This is a genomic window from Campylobacter sp. MIT 12-8780 (assembly GCF_006864535.1).
Classification (GTDB): domain Bacteria; phylum Campylobacterota; class Campylobacteria; order Campylobacterales; family Campylobacteraceae; genus Campylobacter_D.
Window position 1 is genome coordinate 46,576 of sequence record NZ_QHLL01000004.1, and the last position, 25,691, is coordinate 72,266.

Below are 25,691 nucleotides of genomic sequence, written 5' to 3' on the forward strand. Positions count from 1 at the left end.
GAATTATTTTAAAAATACATAGCTTAAAATATCAAAATTTCAATAGTTTGAATTTAAATTTCATATAAGAGTATGATGAGGAAAAGTTATATAATGAAGATGGCCGGGAGAGAGGGATTCGAACCCCCGGAAGCTTGCACTTCAACGGTTTTCAAGACCGCCGCTTTCGACCACTCAGCCATCTCCCGAATTTCAGCCAATGGAGGCGACACCCGGATTTGAACCGGGGATCAGAGCTTTGCAGGCTCGTGCCTTACCACTTGGCTATGTCGCCTTACATTAAAAAGTGGTGCCCGGGGCCGGACTTGAACCGGCACGGAAGAAAAATTCCGAGGGATTTTAAGTCCCTTGTGTCTACCAATTCCACCACCCGGGCAGGTGGAGCGGGAAACGAGATTCGAACTCGCGACCCCAACCTTGGCAAGGTTGTGCTCTACCCCTGAGCTATTCCCGCAATTTTTAAACATAAAAGGAAAATTTTAGCAAAAAAAGCTTAAAAATGCTTGAAATTTGCTAGAAAACGCTAACGAAAGATTATTGCAAAAAGCCCTTGCTTGCTATAAAAAAAGGGCTTAAAAAGCAATCTATAAATTTATAACTAAGTTAAATTATAAATTTACTCGCCAAAAAAGCAAAGAGCTTAAATTTACTTGCAGCGATAACGCGCTAAAGCACTTAAGCTTCTATCTTCTTCGCCAACTATAGGTAAGGCATTTTCAAAAGCGCTATCAGCTTTTGCACTGCTCGCACTTAAAGCTACACTTCTAAAAATAGGCACATGAGAACTGGCTGTATTAAAATCAAGGCTTTCAAGCGTGCAAGCTTTTGCTGTTAGGCTTGAGTAACGTTCTTGCTCGCTTAAAGCTTGTTTTAAAAGCTCTTCGCTAAGAATTTTTTCATTATTTACCAGCTGTTCTTTTGAAAATTTGGCTTTTAAGGAAGGCATAGACATTGTAAAAAAGCCACTTTTGCTAGCGATTTTATCCATATCATTTAAAAGAGTATTATAGGCGCTAAGCTGTTCTGCTTTAATCTCGCAAGTTAAACTTGCTTCAAATCTCTGTCCTTTAGGGATTTGCAAGCCATTGTTATACTCAAAGGTTGGTTCTACGCTGTATGAACCACCGCGACATAATTTATCTTGAGCCACTCTATCTAAAATTTCATTAAAAGCACCGGCTATACTTGCTTTTTCATCGCTGGTGAGATTGGTTTTTGTGCTTAAAATAGCGCTTGCTGAAAAACTTGGTGTTGAAGTAAAAGTATCTGGGGTAAGTTTGTTGCTTGCTTCAAGTTCATTTGTGAAAACAAAACCATTGCCACTAGAGCTTTTTGGATTTAAAAACTGGGTATTAAAAACGACGCCAACAACAAAACAAACTATACATAAAAGCCCTATTCCTAAGCCTTTAAAAAAACTAAGCATAACAATCCTTTTTTCAAAAAATATCACTAATTATAGCTAAATTTTTGCTACTTATACTTTTTTGAGTAAAATTTCAAGAAAAAATTGCTAGTATTAGCCCTTTAAAATAAAGGTTAAAATGAAAGATAAAACAAGTATTATAGCCCTTCAAAACAAGCTTTTAAACTGGTATGAAAAGCATGGACGCAAAGCTTTGCCTTGGAGGAATTTAGATAAAAGCAAAAATGAAGCTTATTTTGATGAGCGTTTAAATGGCATTAATAGGGCTTATGGGGTGTATATTAGCGAGATTATGCTGCAGCAAACCCAAGTTTCTAGGGTTTTAAGGGATTTTTATTTTCCTTTTTTAGCAAAATTTCCAAGCCTAAAAGCCTTAGCAAAAGCTGATGAAAGTGAGCTTTTAAAGGCTTGGCAGGGGCTTGGGTATTATAGTAGGGCTAGGAATTTAAAAGCTTGTGCCTTGCAGTGTGAGGCTGAATTTAAAGGCGTTTTGCCGCGTAAAAAAGATGAGCTTTTAAGGCTTAAGGGCATAGGAAGCTATACAGCTGGGGCTATTGCTTGTTTTGCTTATGATGAGGCAGTAAGCTTTGTTGATGGCAATATCAAACGCGTTTTAAGCCGACTTTTTAAACTGAAACAAGCAAGCTTAAAAGAGCTTGAAGAACTAGCGGAACGCATTTTAAATAAAAATAATCCCTTTGATCATAATCAAGCCTTGCTTGATTTAGGAGCTTTAATTTGCACACCCAAAGCCCCAAAATGCGGACTTTGTCCCTTATATGAGCTGTGCGAGGGCAAATTTGAGCCCTTAAACTACACAAAAAACAAAAAGACTGAGTATGAAAAGCTAAATTTACACGCCCTTTTCATCACTTATAAAGATAAAATCATCTTAGAAAAAAGCAAAACAAAGCTTTATAAAGGACTTTACAATCCTATCTTGCTTGAAACAAAGCCAGCAGATGCTCTTTATCTAGGCTCTTTTAAACATAGCTATACTAAATACAAGCTTGAAGTTAAAGTCTATCACAAAAGGCTAAAAAACAAAGAAAAACACAAATTTATAGCCCTAAAAGAACTTGATCTTCTACCCCTTTCGAATTTATGCGTAAAGGCTCTAAAACTTCTTAATCAAGCAAGGCTTTCTTAGGTAAAAGTAAAACCACAAAAAAGACTATTGCCATCATCAAGGCTACATAGATGAAAAAGCTATTTTCAAACCCATAATTTTTAAATTGCAAAGCCACATAAGGAGCAGAGCCACCAAAAATGGCATTAGCAATGGCATAACTTAAGCCAGTTCCCAAAGCCCTTACATGCTCTGGAAAAAGTTTAGCCTTGAAAATCCCAGCTACAGAGGTGTAAAAGCTTAAGATGATAAATAAGGCTGTGATGATTAAAAAGGCTAAGAAAGGACTAGAAGCTGAGCTTTTTAAAAGCATAAACAGTGGATAAATGCCAACAAAGGCTAAAAAAGCAAAGATAAGCAAGGAAGTTTTATGTCCTATCTTATCGCCGATTAAGCCAAATACAGGCTGGATAATCATCAAGATAAACAAAGCATAAAGCATGATATTATTAGACAAACTCTTATCAAAACCAGCTGAATTAATCATAAAAGTTTTTGTATAAGTTGTAATGGTATAAAAGGCTAGCGAGCCTCCTGCTGTAATGCCTAGTATGATTAAAAAAGGCTTATAAGACTCAAACAAGGCTTTAAAACTGCCCCTATCTTCATGCTTGTGTAATTCTGTAGCACTTTCGCTCATCACAGAGCGGACAAATAAAGAACCAAGCGCTAAAAGCCCACCTATAGCAAATAAAATTCGCCAAGCATATTCATGCATTTCATTTTCACTAAAAAACAAAAGCATAATACTAATGCTAGCTACTGCTAAAAGCTGTCCGCCTACAAGGGTTACATACTGAAAAGATGAGTAAAAGCCTCTGCGTCCAGATGTGGCAAGCTCTGAAAGATAGGTTGCTGCTATGCCGTATTCTCCACCTACGCTTAGTCCTTGAATGAGTCTTGCTACAAGAAGCAAGATAATAGCTAAGTCCCCAACACTGTCTTTACTTGGTAAAGCTGCGATTAAAAACGAGCCTATAGCCATTAAAATCACTGAAAAAACCATGGAGGATTTTCGCCCTATTTTATCAGCTAAAGAGCCAAAAAGCCAGCTTCCTATAGGACGCATAAAAAAGCCAGCCGCAAAGACACCAAAGGCAGAAATTTGCTGGATAGTTGGATTGTCTGAGTTTGAAAAATTATGAGCAAAATACACAGCCGTAAAAGCATAGATATAAAAATCAAACCATTCAACGAGATTTCCACTACTTGCAGCTATGATGGAGCGGATTTTTTGAGCTTTAGTAAGAGTTTGGGTATTTGTATTTTGCACTATATATCCTTTTTTGCATTTATTGTATCTTAAAGGTAGCATAATTTAAATACAAATTTATGAGAACTTAGCAAAATTTAAGATGAAATAAAATAAAGTGTTACCAAAAATAAAAGCAAATAAATGAAATTTGAAAAAATATATATAGAATTAAGCGATATTTGTGGGCTAAATTGTTCTTTTTGTCCCTCGCAAAAGGGCGTGCGTGGAGTGATGAGTATAAAAGACTTTGAACATATAGCTTCAAAGCTTGCTAAAAAGGCTAGAATTTACACTTTTCACTTACTTGGCGATCCTTTGCTTGTACCTAATTTAAAAGCTTATATTGAAATAGCAAGTTTGTATGATATGGCTTTAGAGCTTACCACAAGCGGTTTTTATCTTGATGAAAAAAAGCAAAATTTGCTTTTAACAAGTAAAAATATCAGGCAGATAAATATCTCCTTGACTTCTTTTTTTGAACAAAAAAAGCTTGATTTTCAAAGTTATATAAAGCCCATTTTAAAGCTTTTAAACACTCATATACAAAATAAAAATATAAATTTTATCAATCTTAGACTTTGGAATTTAGATCATAATTTTTGCTCGCCTAAACACAACAAAGAAATTTATGAGTTTTTAGAACAAAACTTTAAGCTCAAGCTTGATTTAAACGCACAGAAAAACCGCCTTGCAAGTAAGATATTTTTACATCTTGACAAACGCTTTGAGTGGGCAAGTTTAGAAAATAAAAACTCACATACTCAAGGCTCTTGTCATGCATTCACTAAGCAACTTGGGGTTTTAAGCAATGGTAAATTAGTTCCATGTTGTATGGATACAAAAGCAGAACTTAGTCTTGGCTCGCTCTTTGAATGCTCACTTGATGAGCTTTTAAACACTCAAAGGGCGATAAAGATGAAAGAAGGATTTAAAAAGGGAATTTTAGTAGAAAAACTTTGTCAAAAATGCGAATTTCATCAAACAAAAGTGAAGTCCTAGTTTTACGCACCAAATTCTTTTTCAAAACGAAGCAAGGTTTTTCTCACAGCCAAACTTGCCAAAGTCAAGCCAAAACACGCTGTAACGCCCATAAAAGAACCCAAATCCTTACAAAGTGGTTTTTCATCAGAATACACCACATCAAAATCCCCCTTTAAGCCCGTTTTTTTAAGCTCATAGCGGAATTTTTTTGCTAAAGCATCGCCGTGCGTTTTGTATAAAGGTGCAACTTTGATACGCGTTGGATCAAGCTTTCTAGCTCCACCTGTTGCAGAGATAAAAATTTGTTTTTTCATATCAACGCTATTTGCCAAAGCAACCTTTGCTGGTATATCATCAATAGCATCGATGATAAGATCAAACTCACTTAAATCAAAATCCTTTAAAAAAGCCTCATCAACCCTAGCAACTATACCCCTAGCCTTGTAAATTCGCTCAAAAACCTTTGCCTTTTCTTCACCTAAATGCTCGCTGTGAAGCTGGCGGTTTAAATTTGTTTCTTCAAAGCTATCTGCATCAACAAAAGTAAAATCCTTAAAACCTGTGCGGAACAAAGCATCAACGCACATTCCACCCACGCCCCCAAGTCCAAAAATAAGCACCTTTTGCTTGCCAAAAAAAGCGACCTCATCTTCGCCAAAAAGCCATTTTACCCTTGTGTATCTTTCTTGCATTTTACTCCTTTATCCATTTTTTTAGTGTTTGAATTTGATTATAAGCGGTAAGATCAAGCATTATAGGCGTTATGGTTGCATAGCCTTTCATTAAAAGGCTTATATCTGAGTTTTCTTCTGATTCATGATCAAGCCCAGCAGCTGCTAGCCAATAATACTGCACCCCTCTTGGATTAGTATTTGAATACGCTTTGTAATTATACACTCTTTTGCCTGCCCTAGTGATTTTTATGCCCTTAAATTCATCTTTGCTTGAGGGAAAATTCACATTTAAAAATTCTTTTTTATCAAGTGGAAAACCTTTATCAAAGATAGTTTGGACGATTTTTTTAGTGATTTTTAAAGCATTTTTAAAATCAAGCTTTGAGGCATTTTCACCCTTTTTAAAAAACTGGGATAAAGCCAAAGCTGGAATTCCTTGTAAAACTGCTTCCATAGCTCCTGCACAAGTGCCAGAATAAGTTATATCCTCAGCTATATTTGCTCCATGATTAATCCCGCTTATCACAAGATCAGGCAAACGTTTTTTATATAAAGCATGCAAGGCTAGATATATACAATCAGCTGGCGTGCCATCATCAAGCTTGTAAAATCTTTTACCAACTTTAACAAATTTTAAAGGACGCGTTAGGGTTATGGAGTGCGAGCAAGCTGATTTTTCACTAGCTGGAGCAACTATGGTGATTTTAGCTTTAAATTCTTTTTTAAGCATTTTAATAAGCTTTTTTAAGCCCTCGCTTTCAAAGCCATCATCATTTGTGATTAGAATTTCTTTCATTGTTTGTCTTTCCTTAAAGTTGCTCGCAATTCTAACACAGAAAAGCTAAATTTTTAAGAAAAAATATTTTTTTACCTTCAAATGGGCTTCTTAAAGCCTTTTGATCGTCATGACTTTTACGATAACTATATTTTTATAAAAATATAAAATATAAAATCGAAATTTCAAAATAAAAGATAATTTGTTTATTATTTTTTGTTAAATTTATACTTTAAAAACACTTTTATTAAAGGATAAAAAATGAGTCTTTATGATAGAGATTACTCAAAAACACAGGAGCTTTCAAGCAGACAAAGTTCAGCTTTAAGCACCTTTATCAAACAAACTTACCAACTTTTTGCCGCTTCGCTTTTAGCTGCTACTGCTGGAGCTTATGTTGGAATTTATGCTCTTGGTGGCATAAGCCAAATGGCATTTTGGATACTTTTTATAGTAGAAATTGGCTTGCTTTTTGGCTTAATGGCGAAAAAAAGAGAAGCCCCGCTTAACCTCATCTTGCTTTTTGCTTTTACTTTTTGTTCAGGACTTACTCTTACACCTTTACTCTCTTCAGTGCTAGCCTTACCAGCAGGAGCAGTGATAGTTGCACAAGCTTTTGCACTCACAACGGTTGCTTTTGGAGCTTTAAGTATTTTTGCGATGAATACAAAAAAAGATTTTACCACTATGGGAAAAATGCTTTTCATCGTGCTTATCGTTGTGGTATGTGCATCTTTGCTTAATATCTTTTTTCATAGCCCTATGCTTCAGCTTGTGATTTCTAGCGTGGCTGCGATTTTGTTCTCATTTTATATACTTTATGATACACAAAACATTATTCGTGGCAACTATGAAACACCGATTGAAGGTGCAGTAGCATTATATCTTGACTTCGTCAATCTTTTCACTGCTTTGCTTCAAATTCTAGGGCTTACAAGTAGTAGAGAATAAAACTTAACCTTGCAAGAACTTCTCTTGCAAGGAATTTGTTTTTTGTAAGACTTTTCTAAAAATAATTTCTATTTTCTTTGTATTTTTCAAGCTTTTTCAAGCTTTTTTTGATTATAATTTCTTTTTATAATTTTAGTTTTTTAAGGAAAAAAATGACTACGCTTTTATTTATTATCCAGTTTCTTTTGGTTTTAATCATCTGCATTGTAGTGCTTTTGCAAAAAAGTTCAAGCATAGGTTTAGGTGCGTATAGTGGCAGTAATGAAAGTTTATTTGGCGCAAAAGGACCAGCTGGCTTTTTAGCTAAATTCACCTTTATCATGGGACTTTTGCTTATCATTAACACCATAGCATTAGGTTATATCTATAACACAAAAGCAACTTCAAGCTCAGTAGCTGAAAAAGCAAGCTCGCTGATCCCGCCAAGCACAGAAGCTAATGTAAGTGTTGCACCAGCTGCACCAAGTGCTCCACAAGTTGAAAACAACACAAGTAATTAAACCCAGCAAGGAATGATCATGCTTAATGAAATTTATCAAAAACAAAAAACCCACTGCGAAAAGGCTTTAGAAGCCCTTAAAAAAGACTTTACCACTCTACGCACAGGCAAGGTAAATATACACATTTTAGATCATATCAACGTGGATTATTACGGCTCGGCTACACCTTTAAATCAAGTTGCTACAGTGCTTGCAAGCGATGCTTCAACCATCACAATCACGCCTTGGGAAAAACCTATGCTTAAAGGTATAGAAAGTGCCATAGCAGCAGCAAATATAGGTGTCAATCCAAACAATGATGGCGAAAGTGTAAAGCTTTTTTTTCCACCGATGACAAGAGAGCAAAGAGAAGAAAATGTCAAACAAGCTAAGGCTATGGGCGAAAAAGCTAAGGTTTCAGTGCGTAATGTCAGAAAAGAAGCCAATGATAGCGTAAAAAAACTTGAAAAAGACAAAACTATAAGTGAAGATGAGGCAAAAAAAGCTTATGATGAGGTGCAAAAACTCACTGATAGCTATAGCGCGAAAATCGATGAAAACGTCAAAAACAAAGAAAGCGAACTTTTAAAAGTATGAATTTAGAACAGATTTATAAAGATTGTGGAGCATTTTTAGAAGGGCATTTTTTACTAAGCTCTGGCAAACACTCAGGCTTTTATCTACAAAGTGCAAAAGTGCTTGAAAATCCTTTACTTGCAAACAAACTTTGTGAAGAATTAGCCGCGATTATAGAAGAACATGGACTTGAATTTGATAGTATCTGCTCGCCTGCACTTGGTGGAATTTTAGCTGGCTATGAGCTTGCAAGGGCGTGTAAAAAACGTTTTATTTTCACAGAAAGAGTTAATTCTGTGATGACTTTAAGAAGAGGCTTTGAGGTTAAAAAAGGCGAAAAATTCATCATTTGTGAAGATATTATCACAACAGGTGGATCAGCTTTAGAAAGTGCAAATATCATACAAAGTTTAGGCGGAGAAGTTGTAGGTTTTGCGGCCTTAGCAAATCGTGGAATTTGTAAGGTTAAAAATCTTACAAACTCTACAAGAAAAGACAATGCAAAACTTCCAGAAAATTTGCCACTTTTTACCTTAGGAAATTTTGAATTTGAAGTCTATGACGCAGCTAATTGTCCTTTGTGTAAGCAAGGAAGCACTGCCATTAAGCCCGGAAGTCGCGGAAACTAAGTCAAAACTTGATAGAAGGGGTTTGATACAAAGAAAAAATGAAAGCAAAAGCAAAGATAGCCTCAAGATTTATGCGTTTTAAGGCATTTTTGGTTGATATTTTTTTGATTTATACGCCGATTTTATATATTTGTTATTTTGCTTTAGGCTCAAAACAGGCGTTTTTAGAAAATCACCTTGTTATTTTTTTATGTTCTTTGTGTTTTGGGCTTATTCAGGCTTTGTTTTTAAGTTTTAAGGCTCAAAGTCCGGGTTTAAGGGCGTATGAGCTTTATTTGATTGATTCTAAAAAAGGCAATAAACTCGGTTTTTTAAGGATTATGCTAAGGTATGTCGTGTTTTTATTTGGCAGTGCTTTTCTTTTTGGCTTAGTGATGAGTTTTTTTAGAAAAGACGGCTTTATGCTTCATGATATACTCACTCGAAGCTGTATAGTCAGCAAAATTTAGAAAGGCTTTATAATGAAAAGAAAGAAAATCTACAATCCAAACTCCACCGAAACCCTCACCGAAAGAAAGGTGTTTGATGGCAACCCGCACGGAATTTTAAATTTTACCAAAGCAAAATACACTTGGGCGTTAAAACTTTGGGATTTAATGGAAGCAAACACTTGGTTTCCAAAAGAAGTTGATACCACAAGAGACGCACTTGATTATCGTTGCAATCTTACAGCAGCTGAAAAAAGAATGTATGATCTTGTCTGGAGTCAGCTCATCTCAATGGATAGCTTTCAAGCAAACAATCTTGCTGATAATATCAACCCATACATCACAGCCCCAGAAATCAACGCTATCTTAACGCGTCAAGCTTATGAGGAAGCCAATCACTCAAAGTCCTATGCTGTAATGGTTGAAGCCATTTGTGAAAACACTGACTTGATTTATGAAATGGAAAAGCACGATGAAACTTTAAGAGAAAAAAATGACTTCATAAGCTCGATTTATGAGGAGCTAGCTGGTGATGTTGATGATAATAAACTCTTGCTTGCTATGGTAGCCAATCAAATTTTAGAAGGTGTGTATTTTTACAGCGGTTTTACAGCCATTTATGCTCTAGCTAGAGCTGGCAAGATGCTAGGTTCTGCACAAATGATACGTTTTATCCAAAGAGATGAGATTACGCATTTGCTTTTATTTCAAAATATGATTAACTCAACACGAGCTGAACGTCCTGATCTTTTTAATAAAGAAAATGTGGATAAAATTTATGATATGTTTAAAAAAGCCGGTGAGCTTGAGATCAAATGGGGTAAGTATATCACGCAAAATCAAATCATGGGCTTTACAGATGATATTATAGAAGAATACATTCACTATCTCATCGATCAAAGACTTGTTGCAATTAACTTAGATCGAATTTATAATGCTAAACACCCTATAAAATGGGTTGATGACTTTTCTAAATTTAACGATCAAAGAGCGAATTTCTTTGAAGGTAAGGTTACAAATTATTCTAAAGGTAGCATTAGTTTTGATGATTTTTAAGCTTAATTTGTGCTTTTTAAGGGATAAATTTTGAAAGAAAACAAGATCAATCTAGCCTTGCTTTGTGATTTTTATGAATTTACTATGAGTAATGGCTATTTTAAGAGTGCTGATGCGGATACGATTTGTTATTTTGATGTCTTTTTCCGCAAAGTTCCAGATAAAGGCGGTTTTGTCATAGTCGCTGGTTTAGAGCAAATCATCACTTATATACAAAATTTACATTTTGATGAAGAGGATATCAATTTTTTAAGAGAACAAAAACTTTTTGATGAAGCCTTTTTAAGCTTTTTAAAAAAATTTCGCTTTAGTGGAGATATTAACGCCCTTGAAGAAGGACAGATCGCTTTTCCTTATGAGCCAATTTTAAGTGTTAAAGCTAGAGCTTGTGAAGCTCAACTTTTAGAAACTTTCATACTTTTAACACTAAATCACCAAAGCCTCATTGCTACAAAAGCAAGTAGAGTTGTAAGAGCGGCTAATGGCAGGGCTGTTTTGGAATTTGGCTCAAGACGCGCTCAAGGCATTGACGCAGCACTTAGCGGGGCAAGAGCAGCGTTTATAGGAGGATGTAAAGCTACTGCTTGCACGCTTGCAGGAAAGCTTTATAACATACCTGTGGCTGGAACTATGGCTCATTCTTGGGTGCAAATGTTTGAAGATGAGTATGAAGCATTTAAGCGATACTGCGAACTATATCCGCAAAATGCTGTGCTTTTGGTGGATACTTATGAGAGTATTCAAGGGATCAAAAATGCTATAAAAGCCTTTAAAGCGGTATTTAAAGGGGATAAAAACGCAAATTTAGGCATAAGGCTTGATTCTGGGGATTTATGCAAATTAAGCCAAAAAGCAAGGCTTATGCTTGATGAAGCAGGTTTAAAACACTGCAAAATCCTTGTTAGCGGTAGTTTAGATGAATATAAGATCAAAAACTTGCTTGAAAAAGGAGCAAAAATAGATGCCTTTGGAGTGGGCGAAAAGCTCATCACCGCTCAAAGCGAACCAGTTTTAGGCTGTGTATATAAGCTTGTTGCCACTAAAAAAACACAGCAGATCACACCAAAAATCAAGATCAGCGAAAACAGCGAAAAGATCACAAATCCAGCTCCTAAAAAGCTTTACCGCTTTTATGATAAAAGCTCGCACAAAGCTCTTTATGATAAACTCTATCTTGAAGATGAACTTGTAAGCACAAAAGCAAATACCACAATACAAGCCTTACAAATACCTATCTTTCAAAAAGGCAAGCTCGTATATAAGAAAAAAAGCTTACACGAAATCGCTCAATTTAGTCAAGAAGCCCTTTTGCACTTTAATGACAAAATTACAAAATTTGAAAACTCAAGCACATTTAAACTCTTACTTTCATTAAAACTGAATAAATTAAAAGATGAGTTATTGCAAACAAGGAAAAGAAAATGACATTTTTCGAGCAAAAACGTTGCAAAAGCATGGCAGAAGAAATCGCTGAAAAAACTTTTATCAACGAAGCCTTATTTAACGCCTTTTGTTCCGTGCCAAGAGAGCTTTTCTCGCCTTTAAAAGCCCATGCTTACAGCCTCAATGCCCTGCCAATGATAGGCAATCAATGGATAAGCTCGCCTTTAACCGTGGCTAAGATGACTATGGCTCTTGAGCTTAAAGATGTTGATAATGTGCTTGAGATAGGTTGTGGCTCTGGGTATCAAGCGGCGATTTTAAGCAAGATCGTGCGCCGTGTTTTTAGTGTAGAACGTATAGAAAATCTCGTAGAAAGTGCCAAAAAAACCTTTAACACGCTTGAATTACACAATATACTTGTCTTGCACGCAGACGGACAAGCTGGCTGGAGTCGCTACGCACCTTATGATCGCATACTTTTTTCAGCTTACGCACAAAGCATTCCAGATGCGATTTTTGAGCAACTCAAGGATGGAGGTATGCTTGTTGCACCTATGCTTATAAATAACAAACAATTCATCACAAGATTTTATAAAAAAGACGGCGAAATTCGCAAAGAAGTATTAGAAGAGTGCCTTTTTGTGCCAGTGCTTGAGGGCAAAGAATAAAGCCTTATTCATTCATTTTAATAATTTCAAAAAAGGAAATTTATGGCTTATACCATCAAAGAGGTAGAAAAACTTACAGGAGTAAGTGCTCATACCATTAGATACTGGGCTAAAAGGGGCTTGTTTTCTCACATTCAAAGAGATGAAAATAATGTGCGATATTTTTCTCAAAGAGATTTACAATGGGTAGCCCTAGCTCAGTGTATGCGTGAAACGGGTATGAGTATAGCTAAGATTAGCGAGTTTGTAGAGCTTTGTAAATTAGGCGATAAAAGCATACCAGCAAGACTTAAGATGATAAAAGAGCAAGAAAAAGAGATATTATCCACGCTTAAGAGCTACACAAAAGCCTTAAAAGTCGTGCAAAAAAAGATCAATTTTTACGAAGAAGTGCTAGCAAAAGAAGATCAAAACAAGCTTACTTTAGGGCAAGATGAAAGGCTAAGAAATTATTATCAAGAAGAAAGGGATTATCAAAGCTTAAAAGATCACGCAAGCGCAAAGAAAAAGCTTGCAAGAAAAGAAAAATAAACTTTAGCATTTTCATCAAAATTTATTTGGCTTTGTTTTAAAACCTTGAATTGAAAAGCTTTTTCTATAGATAGACTTAAAACAAAGCATAGTTTCAACTTAATTATATCGGTTTAAACTCTTGCAAGCTCAAACACGAGCTTAAAACTCAAATTAGTATTTTAAAAAATACTCTTGAATTTTTTTCGTATCTTTTGTTTTTGTTAAAGCAAGCATTAAAAGCACTCTTGCTTTTTGAGGGTTTAAATCCTGCGCGCTAATAAAGCCCAAAGCCTTATCTTCATCGCTTAGCGCTACCAAACCAGCATTTATACGCGAGCTTATAGCTATGATAAGTCCTTGTTTAAGAAGCTTTTTAAGCATATTTTTTTGATCTTTATGGATATTACCAGCCCCACTTCCAGCGATAATTAAAGCCTTTGTGCCATTTTCAAACAAAGCCCTTGCAGCAACTGCGTTACCATCATTTGAATAAGTATAAAGTATATCTACTCTTGGTAAGCTTGAAAGCTTACCAACATCAAAAGGGGTATTTTTGCCATACGCTTTGGTGGTATTATTATAAAAAGTTGCCTTACCATCTACTATATACCCCAAATCCCCAAAATCTGGCGAAGAAAAAGCATCTATATTTAAAGTGTGCGTTTTTACCACTCCTCTTGCACTTTGAATTTTATCATTCATTGCTACCATTACGCCTTTGCCTTTAGCATTTTTATCAGCTGCTAGGGCTATGGCATTGTAAAGGTTTTTAGGACCATCTGCACTTATAGCTGTTGAAGGACGCATGGCTCCTACTAAAACCACTGGCTTATCGCTTTTTATCACAAGGCTTAAAAAATACGCTGTTTCCTCCATAGTATCAGTGCCATGAGTAATCACCACACCATCAATATCAGTTAAAAAAAGCGCATTGATCTTATGAGAAAGTGTAAGCCAAATGGTATCATTCATATCGCAGCTATTGATATTTGCGATTTGATAACTTGAAATATCAGCTAAGCTTGCAAGCTCTGGCACTGCTTTAATAAGAGCTTCAACTCCCACAACACCGGCTGTATAACCTGTGGTTGCTACTGCATTATCAATAGCCCCAGCTATAGTTCCTCCTGTAGCTAAGATAGCTATTTTAGGTTTTACTTGCATATTTGCTCCTTGCTTAACACTTGAGTTTGCACGATTATAACACAAGATGATGATTTTAAGAGCAACAAGGGCGAATTTGCCCTTGTTTTAAAGGAGTTTAAAAATGTTTCTTGCTTATACAAAGCAAGAAATTGTAAAAATTGCTTTGATTGTCCTTGTTAAATGGGTATTTATATCCTTTCAGCCTTAATCATCTGCCTTTCATTAAGCCACTTAATGCGAGCTGGGTCTTGATGATCAAGTCCTCTTTTGCCTGTATCAAGTTTGGCAATATCATTTATATCTTGTGTGCTAAGATTAAAATCAAAAATATTAAGATTTTCTCTTTGACGATTTACATTGCCACTTTTTACAACCGCAACTATACCTCTTTGATAAATCCACCTTAAGATGACTTGAGCTGGACTTTTGCCGTATTTTTTGCCTATACGAGCTAAGACGGGATTTTGCAAGATATTGTTTTTTGCTTGAGCAAGCGGACTCCACGCCTCCATTTGAATTCCAAGCTCTTTGAGTATCTCTTGAGTGGCATAGTTTTGGAAAAGCGGATTGCATTCGACTTGATTTACAGCTGGTTTGATCTCTTGATTTTGCACAAAGTCCATAATGCGAGCTGGATCAAAGTTGCTTACCCCTATAGCTCTTACTCTTTTTTCTTTATAAAGCTTACTCATCGCCCTATAAGCTCCATAAGTATCATTTACAGGCTGATGAATGAGATATAAATCAGCATAGTCTATATTCAAACGTTTTAAGCTATCCTCATAAGCCTTTGCAGCCAAAGCTTCAGTAGCAAAGGCTTTAAAAAGCTTAACCGTGATGAAAAGCTCTTCTCTTTTTACCCCAGTAGCTTTTAAAGCATACCCCACACCTTCTTCATTGCCATAACTTTGGGCTGTATCAAAAAGGCGGTAACCAAGCTCAAGGGCAGATTCAACCGCCATTTGAGTTTGTTTTTGATCGCCAAGTCTTAAGACTCCAAAGCCAAGCATTGGCATTTTTACGCCATTATTTAAAGTAACAATTGGTACAGCACTGCCTAAATTTGAAGCTTTTGCAGAGTCTGCGCCAAAAAGCGAGCTAGATGTCCCCAACACTCCAAGCGTAGCTATACCAAGTTTAGCTGAGTTTTTCAAAAACTCTCTTCTATCCTTGCTTAATTCGTTTTGCGAATTCATACTTTTTCCTTTCTTTAAAATAAAATTATGCTTTTTATTTCTTATCAAAAAGATCAAAATAAAAAACTTAAAGAAATTATAAATGATGAGAGCCGCTCTCAGTCAAGAGTAAATTTAAAAAATTTACAATTTTTTTCAAATTTAGCCTTGACAAACACTAGGTGTAAGGCTATATAATTTTATAAGATTTTAAAAATAAAGGAGAAAAAATGAAATATATTACTTTAAATAACGGCGTTAAAATGCCTATACTAGGCTATGGGACTTTTCAAATCACGGATTTAAAAGAAGCGCAAAGATGCACGGAGGACGCACTAAGCGTGGGCTATCGCAGTTTTGACACCGCACAAGCGTATTCAAACGAAGAGGCTTTGGGTGCTGGATTTAAAGCAAGTGGGGTAAAACGAGAAGAGCTTTTTATCACTACAAAACTTTGGGTAAGCCATGCCAATGAAAAAGACGCACTCAAGGCGTTTGAAACTTCGATGAAAAAGCTTGGGCTTGATTATTTGGATCTTTATCTTATCCATCAACCTGTCAATGATGTCTATGGCGCGTGGCGGGCGATGAGCAAGCTCTATAAAGAGGGCAGGATAAAGGCAATTGGCGTAAGTAACTTTTTGCCTGATCGCCTTGTGGATTTTTGTATGAATAATGAAATAAAGCCCGCGGTAAATCAAATCGAATGCAATCCATTTCACCAAAGAGTAGATTTTCAAAAACTAATGGGCGAATATAGCGTAGCGGTAGAATCATGGGCGAGCTTTGGTGAGGGTAAGCAAAATATGTTTAAAAATCCCACTTTGCTAAAAATCGCTCAAAAACATAATAAAAGCGTGGCACAAGTGATTTTAAATTGGCTTATCGGGCGTGGTATTATCGTTATCCCAAAAACGACGAGAAAAGAGCGTATGATAGAGAATTTCAATGTGTTTGATTTTGAGTTAGATTCTGATGACAAGGTGCAGATTGCGAAACTTGAAAAAGGCGAGAGCCTCTTTTTCAACCACGCTGATCCAGCGATGGTAAAATACCTAAATGAGCTTTTTAAATAGTGGCTCAATAAGCGACATAAGGAGAAATTGTAAAAAGGAGTGAATGATACACTTTAGCAAGGATTTACGCGCGCATTCTTTGCAAATTTAAATTTATATTTTTTAAAACCTTGTTATATCATGCTTTGAAAAGTTTTTTTGAAAAAAAATTCGCAAATTTTTTAAATTTGTTCTTGACAAACACTAGGTGTCTGGCTTTATAATTACACAAAAATAAATCAAGGAAAAAAAATACTAGTGCAAAACTTTTTATATAGAATTTTAAATTTACAAAAGGGCGAGTTTTTCTTGCTTTTGTATTCATTTTTGTTTATGTTTTTACTCTTTGCAAGTTATGGGATTTTACGCCCCATTAGAGACGCTTTGGGATTGCAAGGAGGAAGCGAGGAGCTAAAATGGCTTTTTTTAGGCACCTTTATAGCAACCTTGCTTTGTTCAATGCTAGCTATGTGGCTGAGTGGTTTTGTTAAACGCAAGCTTTATATAGATTGTATTTTTGCCTTTTTTACGCTGAATTTACTTTGTTTTTTTGTGGCTATACTTAACATTGCTCCTGAAAGTGAGTATTTTGTCTATCTTAGCCGAACTTTTTATATCTGGGTGAGCGTGTTTAATATTTTTATCATCTCAAGTGCGTGGAGCTTGCTTGTAGATGTGTATAGCAAAGAAAGATCACAACGTCTTTTTGGTATAATCATCGCTGGAGTAAGTTTAGGTGGGATTTTAGGGGCGTCTTTAGTTAGCTTTCTTAAAGGGCTTTTTGAAACTCAAAATTTTATACTCATTTCTATGGTATTTTTAGCTCTTGCTACCATACTTAAATACCTTATCGTCCAAGAAAGCTTTAAGCTTTTAGGAAAAAGCGATGATAAAAGCAATCCTTTACAAGCCTTAAAAGAACGCTTTTCTAAGCCAATAGGTTCAAAAAATCCCTTTGTAGGCTTTGAGCTTATCATCAAAAGCCCTTATTTAATGGCATTTGTAGGTTTTATCTTGCTTTTAACAAGTGTAAGTACCTTTTTATATGTCGAACAAGGCAGGATCATAGAAGAGCTTTTTCCGCGTTCAAGTGAGGGTTATAGAGAAGCAAGAGCTGCAGCCTTTGCAAATATAGACTTAATCGTGCAAAGTGCAAGCTTTTTTATCCAGTTTTTCCTCACTTCAAGGATAGTCAAACTCATAGGGCTAAAATGGCTACTTTCAAGCCTTGGACTAATCATCTCCATTGGCTTTATAGTGCTAGCCTTTACTCACCCAGCCTTCTTACCGATAGTGGTTGTAATGTCCATACGCAGGATAGGCGAATACGCCCTCATACGCCCAGGCAGAGAAATGCTCTTTGTGCCACTTGATTCAGAGTCTAAATACAAGGTCAAAAACTTCCTAGATACAGTAGTATATAGAGGAGGAGACGCTATAAGCGCACAAGTTGAAGGAGCTATAGCTACAATCGGTATTCCAGCTGTACTTATTGCAGGAGCTGGAATAAGCCTTCAATGGAGCATACTTGGCTGGTATCTTGGGAAAAAGTATGAGAAGGAGTTGGGGTAGAAGTTTGACAGATACCAAGTATCATTTCTTATAATTTTATATGCAAAATCTATCATTTAGCAAAAAATGTAAAAATTATAAGGCTAAAAAATTTTGCAATAATATTTAAAATCAAAAAGGAGTAAAAATGCAAAACAATCGTAGAGCATTTTTAAAAACTAGCCTTAAGGCTGGGGCGGTTTTGGGTTTTGGTGGGCTTTTAAGCGAGCTTGCGGCTCAAAGCTTAGATACAACTTCACTACAAGGAGCAAAGATGATCACTTTAAACAATGGCGTGAAAATGCCACTTTTGGGGCTTGGCACTTATGGGCTTAATGCGGCTGAGTGCGTAAATATCACAAGAGAAGCAGCCAAGCTAGGATATCGCTTATTTGATACAGCGCAAATGTATGGCAATGAAAATGAGCTTGCTTTGGGCTTGCGTGAAAGTGGGGTGAGCAGAAATGAGCTTTTTATCACGACTAAGCTTTCAAGTGGCATGGATTATGAAGGCACTAAAAGGCATATAGAGCAGACTTTAAAGGATATGAAGCTTGAATACCTTGATCTACTTTTACTGCACCGCAATTTTAGCCAAAGAAGTGCTATGTATAAAGCTATGGAGGAGTTTTATGAAGAAGGACGGATCAAGGCTCTTGGGATTTCAAATTTTAGAGAACAAGCCTATCTTGATTTTATCAAAACTTGCAAGATAGCCCCAGCTGTCAATCAAATGGAAACTCATGTATTTTTACAACACAAAAGCTATCAAGAACTTATGCAAAAAAATGGCAATTGTAAGCTTGAATCTTGGAGTCCTTTTGTATCTGGAAGAAATGGCATTTTTAACAATGAAGTGCTAAAGCAAATCGCTGTAAAACACAACAAAAGCATAGCTCAAGTAGTTTTAAGATGGTTGGTGCAAAGAGAAGTTATAGTCATTCCAAAGACTTCTAAAATAGAACGTCTTAAAGAAAATATAAATATATTTGACTTTAAACTTGACAGCACAGATTTAGCACAAATTACTAAGCTTGATACAGGCAAAAGCTCGGTAAGTTGGTGGTAAGCTCAGCTAAAAAAATGAGCTTAAAATGCATTTATTTATCAAATTCTTTGTATAATTTACATTATTTTTTTAAGGAGAACTCATGGCTTACACCATAGCCCAAGTGGCAAAGCAAACCGGTATCACGCCTTATACGCTTCGTTTTTGGGTTACAAAGGGGCTTTTTCCTTTTGTAGAACGCGATCATAATGGGGTGAAGTATTTTTCCAAAAAAGATATAGAATGGGTGCTGTGGATAGAGTGTTTGCGTTCTATGGATATGAGTTTAGAGGATATTAAAGCTTATATTTATCTTACTACTAAAGGCGTAGCTTCTGCAAGTGCAAGAAAGAATTTGCTGACAAAGCAAAGAGCTAAGGTTATTTCTCAGCTAGCAAAACTTCAAAAAGGCTTGCAAAGGCTAGAAAAAAAGATCGTTGTGTATGAAAATATGGAACTAACAGGCGAGGATTTGCTTGATCCAAATAACAAGCATTATCAAAGTGTAAGGGATTTTTACACTAGTGAAAGCAAACAAAAACTTGAGCTTAAAGAGCCTAAACAAAAAGCACACGCTTAATAAGGAGAAAAACTATGGCTTATACTATCATCGAGGTTGAAAGACAAACGGGCGTGCCCTCAACTACGCTTAAATTTTGGATCAAAAAGGGGCTTTTTCCAAATTTAGAACGTGATAAAAACAATGTGCGTTATTTTAGCAAAAGCGATGTTGAGTGGGTGAAGTGGATAGAGTATTTTCGCTTTACTAAGATGCCAATTGAACGCATTAAGCATTATATAGAGCTTTATTATAAGGGCGATAGCACCTTTGAAGAGCGTAAGCAAATGATTAAGGATCAAAAGGATTTTATCATCAAAGATATGGCTCAAACTAAGTTTATACTTGAAAAAATCGATGAAAAGCTTAAAATTTATGAAGAAACAAGTGGGAATTTATTTTGTGAGAAAAAAGTTGGCAACAAGATCAAAAAACTTCCTCCTTTTGAGCTTGGTAACAAGGCAAAAAAAGCTAAAGATAAAATAAATGTTTTACCTACCAAAAGAGCTTAAAAGCATTCAAGATAAAAAGCAAAGCACTGAACTTAAAAGCGTTTCAAGTTGTGTTTTTGCGCGCTATAAACAAAATGATAGCTCGCACAAGCTTTTTACTTGTATGCAAGAAAATGTGCTGATTTTTGTTAAAGAGGGCGAGAAAAAAGTGCATTTTCAAGATGAATTTGATGAAAAAGAGCTGATTTTAAAGGAAAATCAGGCTTTGCTTTTACCAGCTGGAGCGTATTTACTCAGCAACATAGCTAAGCAAAATTATGAAGCCTATCTTTTCTTTTTTAACAACACCCTTTTAGCAAAGCTTGGCTTTAAGCACAAGGACTTATTTTTTACTCAAATGCAAAATGCAAATTCAGTGCATTTAGCCCAAAATACCCCTTTAGAAGATGAGAGCTTAAGCCAGATAGTATCAGCTTTTGCACCATATTTTGAGCCAAACTCAGCCCATCTTGATCCCTTGATAGAACTTAAATTTGAAGAGCTGTTTTTGCACCTTGCTTTAAGCAAAAACTCCTTATTTTTAAGCTTTTTAAAAACCATCTTTAATACCAGTCGCTTAAGGCTTGATCAACTATTTGCTTATTGTGAGAGTGAGTTTTTAAGCGTAGCTGATATGGCTGAGTTTGCAGGGCTTGATAATGCTAGCTTTTCGCGTGAGTTTAAGCAGTATTTTAAAATTTCTCCTAAAAAATGGCTTGATGAAAAAAGACTTTTAAAGGCTAAATTTCTACTTCAATACGCTGATAAAAATGTAAATGAAATCTGCACAGATTGTGGTTTTAGCTCACCAGCTTGGTTTATAGCTCGCTTTAAAGAGCAATTCAATCAAACCCCAAAGCAGTATCAAAAGACTTTGCAAAAAGCTTCTTTTTAATGCAAAATCCTTAATACACAAAATATTTTTCAGCAAAATCAAAAAACTTATATTTTTTTCCAAAAAACTTGCACAAAAAAATTTTCACTTTTCATATACTTTGCCTTGTGATTTTAATTTTAAAGGAGAAAAAATGAAAACAAAGTTTTTCATCAGTGCCATTTTGGCAGCAAGTTTAGGCAGTGAGGTGTTCGCAAGTGAACTTAAACATGTTGATTTAGAAGGTTTTGCAAGTCCAGAAAGCGTATTTGTAGATAATAATTTTATCTATGTAAGCAATATAGGTACAAAGGCTGATCCTTTGGGAAAAGATAGCGATGGTTTTATCACAAAGCTTGATAAAAGTGGTAAGATTGTGGACAAAAGTTTTGCTTCAAAGCTCAATGCTCCAAAAGGTATGGCAAGGCTTGATAATAGGCTTTTTGTAGTGGATATTGACACGCTTTATGCCTTTGATGTAAGAAACAAAAAAGAGCTTTTAAGGTTAAATATCAATGGAGCTGTCTTTTTAAATGATATAGCCGTTTTAGATGCAAATACCTTGCTAGTAAGCGACACAGGCACAGGGATAATCCACAAAATCAACCTTAGAAACAATACTATAAGCGAGTTTTATAAGCTTGATTTAAGTCAGTTTGGCGGAGCAAATGGACTAGCAATAGATACAAAAAATAATGCCCTTATCATAGCAGGCTACCACCCAGACGGCGTTAGCGGAGGTAAGGTTATAAGGTTAAATCTAGCAAATAAAAACATTGAAACCTTGATAGACACAAAAGGGGCATATGATGGCGTGGCTGTGCTTGAAAATGGTGATATTTTGGTAAGTTCATGGGGAGAGAATTTACAAGGCGTGATTTATAAGATAAGCAAAGGCAAGATAAGCACCCTAGAGCTTCCTTATATGCAAGGACCAGCAGACTTTTTTGTAGATAAAAACACGCTTTATATCCCAAAAATGTTTGAAAATAAAGTGCTTAAAGTTGAGCTTAAGTAGGCTTAAGTTTAAATTTATCCCCTTGAAAAAAGGGGAAGAGGTAGGTGGTTTTTCATCTTTATCACTAAAGAATTTGATCTTGAAATCAGCGACTTGCTCCCTAAAAAATCCTAAATTTGCCTTAAAATGCCTAAATTTCTGAAATTTTGCTTGATTTTATGATTTTAAAACAAAAATTTGATTATAATCACAAATTTAAAGTAAAACTCTAGGATCATTATGGATAAAATCAAAATCGCCATCTTTGGCTCAAATGGCTACACAGGATACGAGCTTGTGCGTTTATTGCTAAGGCACCCAAAAGCAGAACTTTGCTATCTTGGATCAAGAGCGTATAAAGATGAGCCTTATTTTAAAGTCTATCCTAACACCTTTAAAAAGCTTGATTTACTCTGCAAAGATGAGGATATCAACGAAGTGGCAAAAGAAGTTGATCTTATCTTTACAGCCACGCCTCAAGGCTTTTGTGCTGGAGTGATGAATGAAAGCTTACTGCAACACTGCAAAATCATAGATTTAAGCGCTGACTTTCGCCTTAAAAATGCAAACATATATGAAAAATGGTATAAGCTTGAACACAAGGCAAAAGGCTTTTTAAACGAGGCTGTGTATGGGCTTAGCGAGCTCAAACGAGAAGAGATTAAAAAAGCACGTCTCATCGCTAATCCGGGCTGTTATACCACGACTTCTATACTTGCACTTTATCCGCTTGTAAAGCATAAGCTTATTGACTTAAACTCTATCATCATAGACGCAAAAAGTGGAGCGAGCGGGGCTGGCAGGGGAGCAAAAGAAGAAAATCTTTTTTGTGAGATTAATGAAAATTTTAAAGCTTATGGCATAGCCTCGCACCGCCACACTCCAGAGATAGAACAAGAACTAAGTCTTGCAGCAAATGAAAATATCACGCTTCAATTCACCCCGCACCTTGTGCCTATGCAAAGGGGGATTTTAGCAAGTATTTATACCAAATTTAAGGGTAAAATAAATGAGCTAAGAAGTGTGTATGAAAACACTTATAAAGATGAGAATTTTATACGAATTTTACCTGTTGGCATTTTACCTCAAACGCGTTTTGTTAAAGGGACAAATTTTTTAGATATCAATTTTGTTTTTGATGAAAGAACACAAAACCTTATCATCATCGCAGCCCTTGATAATCTTTTAAAAGGAGCAGCCGGACAAGCTGTGCAAAATATGAACTTAGCTTTTGGTTTTGATGAGAGTTTGGGACTTGAAAATTTGGGGCTTTTATAAAGGAAAAAAATGAATATTAGAGCAATGAATGAAAAAGATTATGAAGCTGTTTTTAAACTTTGGTGTGAGATAAAAGGCTTTGGGATACGAAGCGTTGATGATAGTAAAGAAAATATTACAGCTTTTTTAAGGAGAAATGAGGGCTTAAGCGTAGTGGCTGAGCTAGCAGATGAAAAAAATGGCTATGCAAAAGGAAGTATAGTAGGAAGCATACTTTGCGGACATGATGGACGCACAGGAGGCTTTTATCATGTATGCGTGCATCAGGGCTTTAGAAAACTTGGCATAGCGCATAAAATGACAGAGTTTTGTTTAGCTGCTTTAAAAAAAGAAAAGATTAACAAAATCGCTCTCATCGCCTTTAAAAACAACGATCTAGGCAATGAATTTTGGAAAAATTACGGCTTTACTTTAAGAGAGGACGCAAATTATTATGATCTTTCTTTAAACGAACATAATTCTACGCATTTTGTTAAAAAATAAGCCTTTGCTTTAGTTTTTATGCTTAACTCAAATTTAAAGAAAAAAGCCCATTTTTGCTTTTTGCATTGTATTTTACTGCGGTAAATTTGGGATTTGTAGAGAATTTGTGCTTTGTTGATTGTTTGGATTTGGAGCTTGCGTTTGGGTGTTGATGAGTTTTAAAATTTCAATTATATTATTAAATTCAAAACTTTCTTCTGGAGTTTGAGTAAGAAAATTTTGCATAAAATCTTTTTTAGCTATAGCCTCATCAAGCTCTTTATCGCTTCCTCTTTGATATGCACCTATGCGTAAAAGTACTTCATTTTCTTTTAAAAGCGAGTTTAAACGTTTAAATTTACGTGCGGCGAGCTTATGTTCTGGCGTGATGATATCATTCATCACACGAGAGGCTGAGTTTTGGATATTTATAGGCGGATATATACCAAAATCAGTGAGTTCTCTACTTAAAACTATGTGCCCATCAAGTATCGAACGGCTTTGATCGGCTATAGGATCACTCATATCATCTCCATCAACAAGCACGGTGAAAAAGGCTGTGATCGTGCCTTTGCCCTCTTCTTTTCCTGTCCGTTCCATGAGCTGGGGTAAAAGACTTAAAACACTTGGTGGATAGCCCTTAGTAGTAGGTGGCTCACCAAGAGCCAAGCCTATCTCTCTTTGAGCCATAGCAAAACGCGTTACACTATCCATGATAAAAAGCACATCTTTGCCCTGTTCTTTAAAATACTCAGCCACGCTCATAGCACAAAAAGCACCATATTTACGCATCAAAGCACTATCATCACTTGTGGCGACGATGATTACTGTATCATCAAGCTTTCCACCTAAATTTTTTTCTATAAACTCAGGGATTTCGCGCCCTCTTTCGCCTATGAGAGCGACGACTTTTATAGGAGCTTTTGAGTTTTTTACTATCATACCCATGAGGGTTGATTTACCCACTCCAGAGCCTGCAAAAATGCCAAGTTTTTGCCCCACTCCACAAGTTAAAAGCCCATCAATAGTCTTTACGCCCACTGGAAAAACTTCATTGATAAGTCCTCTTTTCATCGCATCAATAGGCGCACGCATAATAGGCATAAATTTATCAACCTCAATAGCACCTTTGCCATCTTTTGGATTCATAAAAGGATCAACCACGCGTCCTAAAAGGGCATTGCTTACGCCTATATGCATACCAGCTTCACTCAAATAAGCCCTATCGCCTATCTTAAAGCCCTCTATGAAAGAAAAAGGGCTAAGATAAGAAAACTCCGCCTTAACCTCAACCACCATAGCTAAAGTTTGCAAGTCTTTATTTTCATTTGAAATTAAACGCACTATATCGCCAACGCCGGTTTTTAGCCCTTTTATCTCTATGCTTGTAGCTGAAATTTTGGTGATTTCTCCAAAGACAGATTTTAAATCCTCACTGCCTAGCTTTGCTCTTAGTTTTGAAAGGCTCATCAAAAACGAACCTGTTTTGAGGAGTTGATGAGGGAGAAAAATTCCCTTCTGGTATTATCATTTTTTAAAAAACAGCCTCTTAATGCTGAAGTGCTTGTGGTGGAATTTGCCTTTTGCACTCCTCTCATCTCAACGCATAAATGCCTTGCTTCTATAACTACGCCAACGCCTTTTGCACCGACATTTTCCATCAAAGCTTCTGCAATTTGCTCGGTAAGTTGTTCTTGAATTTGAAGTCTGCGAGCAAAAACCTCAACAAGGCGAGGAATTTTACTCAAGCCAACCACTTTTTTATCAGGGATATAAGCAACATGCACGCGCCCAAAAAAAGGCAAAAGATGATGCTCGCAAAGGCTGTAAAACTCTATATCACGCACTAAAACCATTTCATTGTTTGAGCTGACAAATAAAGCATCATTTAAGACTTGCTTAGGATCTGCTTTATAGCCTTGAGTGAGAAATTCAAAGCTTTTTGCTACTCTGGCTGGGGTTTTTAAAAGCCCTTCGCGTTTTGGATTTTCGCCTATTAAATTTAAGATATTTGTAACTGATTTTTCAAATTCTTCTTGCATAATACTTTTTCCTTGAAATTTAATTTTAAGATTTTATCATAAATAACTTTAATTTTTATCTAACTAAAAGGCAAAATTTGATATAGTGGC

The 25,691-nt window shown here is 35.9% G+C and carries 27 protein-coding genes, 4 tRNA genes and 1 pseudogene; 20 read left to right on the forward strand and 12 right to left on the reverse strand.

What is annotated here, in order from left to right; translation table 11 throughout:
• Nucleotides 1-100 precede the first annotated feature (100 nt).
• The 5 genes from DMB95_RS03965 to DMB95_RS03985 form a co-directional block, all read right to left on the reverse strand.
• Nucleotides 101-188, reverse strand: a tRNA-Ser gene (locus tag DMB95_RS03965).
• A 12-nt stretch (nt 189-200) separates the two neighbouring features.
• A tRNA-Cys gene (locus tag DMB95_RS03970) sits at nt 201-274 on the reverse strand.
• A gap of 13 nt (nt 275-287) precedes the next feature.
• Nucleotides 288-376 (reverse strand) — tRNA-Leu (locus tag DMB95_RS03975).
• A 3-nt stretch (nt 377-379) separates the two neighbouring features.
• A tRNA-Gly gene (locus DMB95_RS03980) sits at nt 380-454 on the reverse strand.
• 192 nt (nt 455-646) lie between these two features.
• Entirely contained in the window at nt 647-1,426 is a 780-nt protein-coding gene (locus DMB95_RS03985; RefSeq protein WP_142931020.1) for a hypothetical protein, read from the reverse strand.
• Nucleotides 1,427-1,544: 118 nt separating this feature from the next.
• On the opposite strand from DMB95_RS03985, the gene mutY reads away from it, so the two are divergent.
• Nucleotides 1,545-2,576 (forward strand): A/G-specific adenine glycosylase, encoded by a 1,032-nt coding sequence (gene mutY / locus DMB95_RS03990; RefSeq protein ID WP_142931021.1) that lies wholly within the window; start codon nt 1,545-1,547, stop codon nt 2,574-2,576.
• Here the strand turns inward: mutY and DMB95_RS03995 are convergent.
• Complete coding sequence (locus tag DMB95_RS03995; RefSeq protein WP_260604821.1) at nt 2,554-3,828, reverse strand: MFS transporter; 1,275 nt, start codon at nt 3,826-3,828, stop codon at nt 2,554-2,556. The genes mutY and DMB95_RS03995 overlap by 23 nt on opposite strands.
• 123 nt (nt 3,829-3,951) lie before the next feature.
• Here DMB95_RS03995 and DMB95_RS04000 point away from each other — a divergent pair, with 123 nt between their 5' ends.
• A complete protein-coding gene (locus DMB95_RS04000; protein WP_142931023.1) occupies nt 3,952-4,809 on the forward strand; it encodes a radical SAM/SPASM domain-containing protein in 858 nt (285 codons plus the stop codon).
• Nucleotides 4,810-4,811: 2 nt separating this feature from the next.
• On the opposite strand, the gene DMB95_RS04005 is transcribed toward DMB95_RS04000, so the two are convergent.
• The gene (locus DMB95_RS04005) at nt 4,812-5,483 is read right to left on the reverse strand and encodes a tRNA threonylcarbamoyladenosine dehydratase (RefSeq protein ID WP_142931024.1); all 672 of its coding nucleotides are present in this window, start codon (nt 5,481-5,483) and stop codon (nt 4,812-4,814) included.
• A 1-nt stretch (nt 5,484) separates the two neighbouring features.
• Nucleotides 5,485-6,261 (reverse strand): 5'/3'-nucleotidase SurE, encoded by a 777-nt coding sequence (gene surE / locus DMB95_RS04010; protein WP_137632348.1) that lies wholly within the window; start codon nt 6,259-6,261, stop codon nt 5,485-5,487.
• 240 nt (nt 6,262-6,501) lie between these two features.
• On the opposite strand from surE, the gene DMB95_RS04015 reads away from it, so the two are divergent.
• From DMB95_RS04015 to DMB95_RS09855, 9 genes and pseudogenes are all read left to right on the forward strand, one after another.
• On the forward strand, nt 6,502-7,191 hold the full coding sequence (locus tag DMB95_RS04015; RefSeq protein ID WP_142931025.1) for a Bax inhibitor-1/YccA family protein: 690 nt from the start codon (nt 6,502-6,504) through the stop codon (nt 7,189-7,191).
• A 152-nt stretch (nt 7,192-7,343) separates the two neighbouring features.
• A complete protein-coding gene (gene secG / locus DMB95_RS04020; protein ID WP_142931026.1) occupies nt 7,344-7,691 on the forward strand; it encodes a preprotein translocase subunit SecG in 348 nt (115 codons plus the stop codon).
• 12 nt (nt 7,692-7,703) lie between these two features.
• Nucleotides 7,704-8,267, forward strand: a complete 564-nt coding sequence (frr, locus tag DMB95_RS04025; protein WP_142931027.1) for a ribosome recycling factor — start codon at nt 7,704-7,706, stop codon at nt 8,265-8,267.
• Nucleotides 8,264-8,875: an orotate phosphoribosyltransferase gene (gene pyrE / locus DMB95_RS04030; protein WP_142931028.1), complete on the forward strand. Its 612-nt coding sequence runs from the start codon at nt 8,264-8,266 to the stop codon at nt 8,873-8,875. Before frr ends, pyrE begins: the two co-directional genes overlap by 4 nt.
• Nucleotides 8,876-8,913: 38 nt before the next feature.
• On the forward strand, nt 8,914-9,324 hold the full coding sequence (locus DMB95_RS04035) for an RDD family protein (RefSeq protein ID WP_142931029.1): 411 nt from the start codon (nt 8,914-8,916) through the stop codon (nt 9,322-9,324).
• A 12-nt stretch (nt 9,325-9,336) separates the two neighbouring features.
• On the forward strand, nt 9,337-10,359 hold the full coding sequence (locus DMB95_RS04040) for a ribonucleotide-diphosphate reductase subunit beta (protein ID WP_137632354.1): 1,023 nt from the start codon (nt 9,337-9,339) through the stop codon (nt 10,357-10,359).
• Nucleotides 10,360-10,443: 84 nt separating this feature from the next.
• Nucleotides 10,444-11,784 carry a nicotinate phosphoribosyltransferase gene (locus DMB95_RS04045; RefSeq protein WP_238386915.1) on the forward strand — a complete coding sequence of 447 codons (1,341 nt, stop codon included), beginning with the start codon at nt 10,444-10,446 and terminating at the stop codon, nt 11,782-11,784.
• Nucleotides 11,781-12,410 carry a protein-L-isoaspartate(D-aspartate) O-methyltransferase gene (locus DMB95_RS04050; RefSeq protein ID WP_142931031.1) on the forward strand — a complete coding sequence of 210 codons (630 nt, stop codon included), beginning with the start codon at nt 11,781-11,783 and terminating at the stop codon, nt 12,408-12,410. Before DMB95_RS04045 ends, DMB95_RS04050 begins: the two co-directional genes overlap by 4 nt.
• 42 nt (nt 12,411-12,452) lie before the next feature.
• Nucleotides 12,453-12,599, forward strand: a pseudogene (locus tag DMB95_RS09855) (MerR family DNA-binding transcriptional regulator); the annotation flags it as partial.
• Between the two features lie 495 nt (nt 12,600-13,094).
• Here the strand turns inward: DMB95_RS09855 and DMB95_RS04060 are convergent.
• Nucleotides 13,095-14,132, reverse strand: coding sequence for a type II asparaginase (locus DMB95_RS04060; protein ID WP_260604822.1), 1,038 nt, complete (start codon nt 14,130-14,132; stop codon nt 13,095-13,097).
• Nucleotides 14,133-14,257: 125 nt separating this feature from the next.
• A complete protein-coding gene (locus DMB95_RS04065; protein WP_142931034.1) occupies nt 14,258-15,265 on the reverse strand; it encodes an aldo/keto reductase in 1,008 nt (335 codons plus the stop codon).
• Nucleotides 15,266-15,474: 209 nt separating this feature from the next.
• On the opposite strand from DMB95_RS04065, the gene DMB95_RS04070 reads away from it, so the two are divergent.
• The 9 genes from DMB95_RS04070 to DMB95_RS04110 all read left to right on the forward strand — a co-directional run bounded on the left by DMB95_RS04070 (nt 15,475) and on the right by DMB95_RS04110 (nt 23,580).
• Nucleotides 15,475-16,320, forward strand: coding sequence for an aldo/keto reductase (locus DMB95_RS04070; RefSeq protein ID WP_142931035.1), 846 nt, complete (start codon nt 15,475-15,477; stop codon nt 16,318-16,320).
• Between the two features lie 237 nt (nt 16,321-16,557).
• Nucleotides 16,558-17,871 carry an NTP/NDP exchange transporter gene (locus tag DMB95_RS04075; protein WP_260604823.1) on the forward strand — a complete coding sequence of 438 codons (1,314 nt, stop codon included), beginning with the start codon at nt 16,558-16,560 and terminating at the stop codon, nt 17,869-17,871.
• Between the two features lie 127 nt (nt 17,872-17,998).
• Nucleotides 17,999-18,919: an aldo/keto reductase gene (locus tag DMB95_RS04080; RefSeq protein WP_142931036.1), complete on the forward strand. Its 921-nt coding sequence runs from the start codon at nt 17,999-18,001 to the stop codon at nt 18,917-18,919.
• Between the two features lie 82 nt (nt 18,920-19,001).
• Nucleotides 19,002-19,478, forward strand: a complete 477-nt coding sequence (locus DMB95_RS04085; RefSeq protein WP_142931037.1) for a MerR family transcriptional regulator — start codon at nt 19,002-19,004, stop codon at nt 19,476-19,478.
• Between the two features lie 14 nt (nt 19,479-19,492).
• On the forward strand, nt 19,493-19,969 hold the full coding sequence (locus DMB95_RS04090) for a MerR family transcriptional regulator (RefSeq protein WP_142931038.1): 477 nt from the start codon (nt 19,493-19,495) through the stop codon (nt 19,967-19,969).
• Entirely contained in the window at nt 19,944-20,843 is a 900-nt protein-coding gene (locus DMB95_RS04095) for a helix-turn-helix domain-containing protein (protein ID WP_142931039.1), read from the forward strand. Before DMB95_RS04090 ends, DMB95_RS04095 begins: the two co-directional genes overlap by 26 nt.
• 133 nt (nt 20,844-20,976) lie before the next feature.
• Complete coding sequence (locus DMB95_RS04100; protein ID WP_142931040.1) at nt 20,977-21,840, forward strand: ATP-binding protein; 864 nt, start codon at nt 20,977-20,979, stop codon at nt 21,838-21,840.
• Between the two features lie 219 nt (nt 21,841-22,059).
• On the forward strand, nt 22,060-23,097 hold the full coding sequence (gene argC / locus DMB95_RS04105) for an N-acetyl-gamma-glutamyl-phosphate reductase (RefSeq protein WP_142931041.1): 1,038 nt from the start codon (nt 22,060-22,062) through the stop codon (nt 23,095-23,097).
• A gap of 9 nt (nt 23,098-23,106) precedes the next feature.
• The gene (locus DMB95_RS04110; RefSeq protein WP_137632371.1) at nt 23,107-23,580 is read left to right on the forward strand and encodes a GNAT family N-acetyltransferase; all 474 of its coding nucleotides are present in this window, start codon (nt 23,107-23,109) and stop codon (nt 23,578-23,580) included.
• A 72-nt stretch (nt 23,581-23,652) separates the two neighbouring features.
• Here DMB95_RS04110 and fliI read toward each other — a convergent pair whose 3' ends face one another.
• Both fliI and folE read right to left on the reverse strand, forming a co-directional pair.
• Nucleotides 23,653-25,029: a flagellar protein export ATPase FliI gene (fliI, locus tag DMB95_RS04115; RefSeq protein ID WP_142931042.1), complete on the reverse strand. Its 1,377-nt coding sequence runs from the start codon at nt 25,027-25,029 to the stop codon at nt 23,653-23,655.
• Nucleotides 25,029-25,601 carry a GTP cyclohydrolase I FolE gene (folE, locus tag DMB95_RS04120; protein WP_142931043.1) on the reverse strand — a complete coding sequence of 191 codons (573 nt, stop codon included), beginning with the start codon at nt 25,599-25,601 and terminating at the stop codon, nt 25,029-25,031. Before folE ends, fliI begins: the two co-directional genes overlap by 1 nt.
• Nucleotides 25,602-25,691 lie beyond the last annotated feature (90 nt).

What these genes read in the sequence shown, in the direction of transcription:
- DMB95_RS04070 (WP_142931035.1), top strand. Translation starts at nt 15,475, where the DNA reads ATGAAATATATTACTTTAAATAACGGCGTTAAAATGCCTATACTAGGC.
- DMB95_RS04095 (WP_142931039.1), top strand. Translation starts at nt 19,944, where the DNA reads ATGTTTTACCTACCAAAAGAGCTTAAAAGCATTCAAGATAAAAAGCAA.
- DMB95_RS04050 (WP_142931031.1), top strand. Translation starts at nt 11,781, where the DNA reads ATGACATTTTTCGAGCAAAAACGTTGCAAAAGCATGGCAGAAGAAATC.
- surE (WP_137632348.1), bottom strand. Translation starts at nt 6,261, where the DNA reads ATGAAAGAAATTCTAATCACAAATGATGATGGCTTTGAAAGCGAGGGC.
- DMB95_RS04005 (WP_142931024.1), bottom strand. Translation starts at nt 5,483, where the DNA reads ATGCAAGAAAGATACACAAGGGTAAAATGGCTTTTTGGCGAAGATGAG.
- DMB95_RS03985 (WP_142931020.1), bottom strand. Translation starts at nt 1,426, where the DNA reads ATGCTTAGTTTTTTTAAAGGCTTAGGAATAGGGCTTTTATGTATAGTT.
- DMB95_RS04015 (WP_142931025.1), top strand. Translation starts at nt 6,502, where the DNA reads ATGAGTCTTTATGATAGAGATTACTCAAAAACACAGGAGCTTTCAAGC.
- DMB95_RS04000 (WP_142931023.1), top strand. Translation starts at nt 3,952, where the DNA reads ATGAAATTTGAAAAAATATATATAGAATTAAGCGATATTTGTGGGCTA.
- DMB95_RS04045 (WP_238386915.1), top strand. Translation starts at nt 10,444, where the DNA reads ATGAGTAATGGCTATTTTAAGAGTGCTGATGCGGATACGATTTGTTAT.
- folE (WP_142931043.1), bottom strand. Translation starts at nt 25,601, where the DNA reads ATGCAAGAAGAATTTGAAAAATCAGTTACAAATATCTTAAATTTAATA.
- DMB95_RS04035 (WP_142931029.1), top strand. Translation starts at nt 8,914, where the DNA reads ATGAAAGCAAAAGCAAAGATAGCCTCAAGATTTATGCGTTTTAAGGCA.
- DMB95_RS04110 (WP_137632371.1), top strand. Translation starts at nt 23,107, where the DNA reads ATGAATATTAGAGCAATGAATGAAAAAGATTATGAAGCTGTTTTTAAA.
- fliI (WP_142931042.1), bottom strand. Translation starts at nt 25,029, where the DNA reads ATGAGCCTTTCAAAACTAAGAGCAAAGCTAGGCAGTGAGGATTTAAAA.
- DMB95_RS04080 (WP_142931036.1), top strand. Translation starts at nt 17,999, where the DNA reads ATGCAAAACAATCGTAGAGCATTTTTAAAAACTAGCCTTAAGGCTGGG.
- pyrE (WP_142931028.1), top strand. Translation starts at nt 8,264, where the DNA reads ATGAATTTAGAACAGATTTATAAAGATTGTGGAGCATTTTTAGAAGGG.
- frr (WP_142931027.1), top strand. Translation starts at nt 7,704, where the DNA reads ATGATCATGCTTAATGAAATTTATCAAAAACAAAAAACCCACTGCGAA.
- secG (WP_142931026.1), top strand. Translation starts at nt 7,344, where the DNA reads ATGACTACGCTTTTATTTATTATCCAGTTTCTTTTGGTTTTAATCATC.
- DMB95_RS04100 (WP_142931040.1), top strand. Translation starts at nt 20,977, where the DNA reads ATGAAAACAAAGTTTTTCATCAGTGCCATTTTGGCAGCAAGTTTAGGC.
- argC (WP_142931041.1), top strand. Translation starts at nt 22,060, where the DNA reads ATGGATAAAATCAAAATCGCCATCTTTGGCTCAAATGGCTACACAGGA.
- DMB95_RS04065 (WP_142931034.1), bottom strand. Translation starts at nt 15,265, where the DNA reads ATGAATTCGCAAAACGAATTAAGCAAGGATAGAAGAGAGTTTTTGAAA.
- mutY (WP_142931021.1), top strand. Translation starts at nt 1,545, where the DNA reads ATGAAAGATAAAACAAGTATTATAGCCCTTCAAAACAAGCTTTTAAAC.
- DMB95_RS04040 (WP_137632354.1), top strand. Translation starts at nt 9,337, where the DNA reads ATGAAAAGAAAGAAAATCTACAATCCAAACTCCACCGAAACCCTCACC.
- DMB95_RS04090 (WP_142931038.1), top strand. Translation starts at nt 19,493, where the DNA reads ATGGCTTATACTATCATCGAGGTTGAAAGACAAACGGGCGTGCCCTCA.
- DMB95_RS04085 (WP_142931037.1), top strand. Translation starts at nt 19,002, where the DNA reads ATGGCTTACACCATAGCCCAAGTGGCAAAGCAAACCGGTATCACGCCT.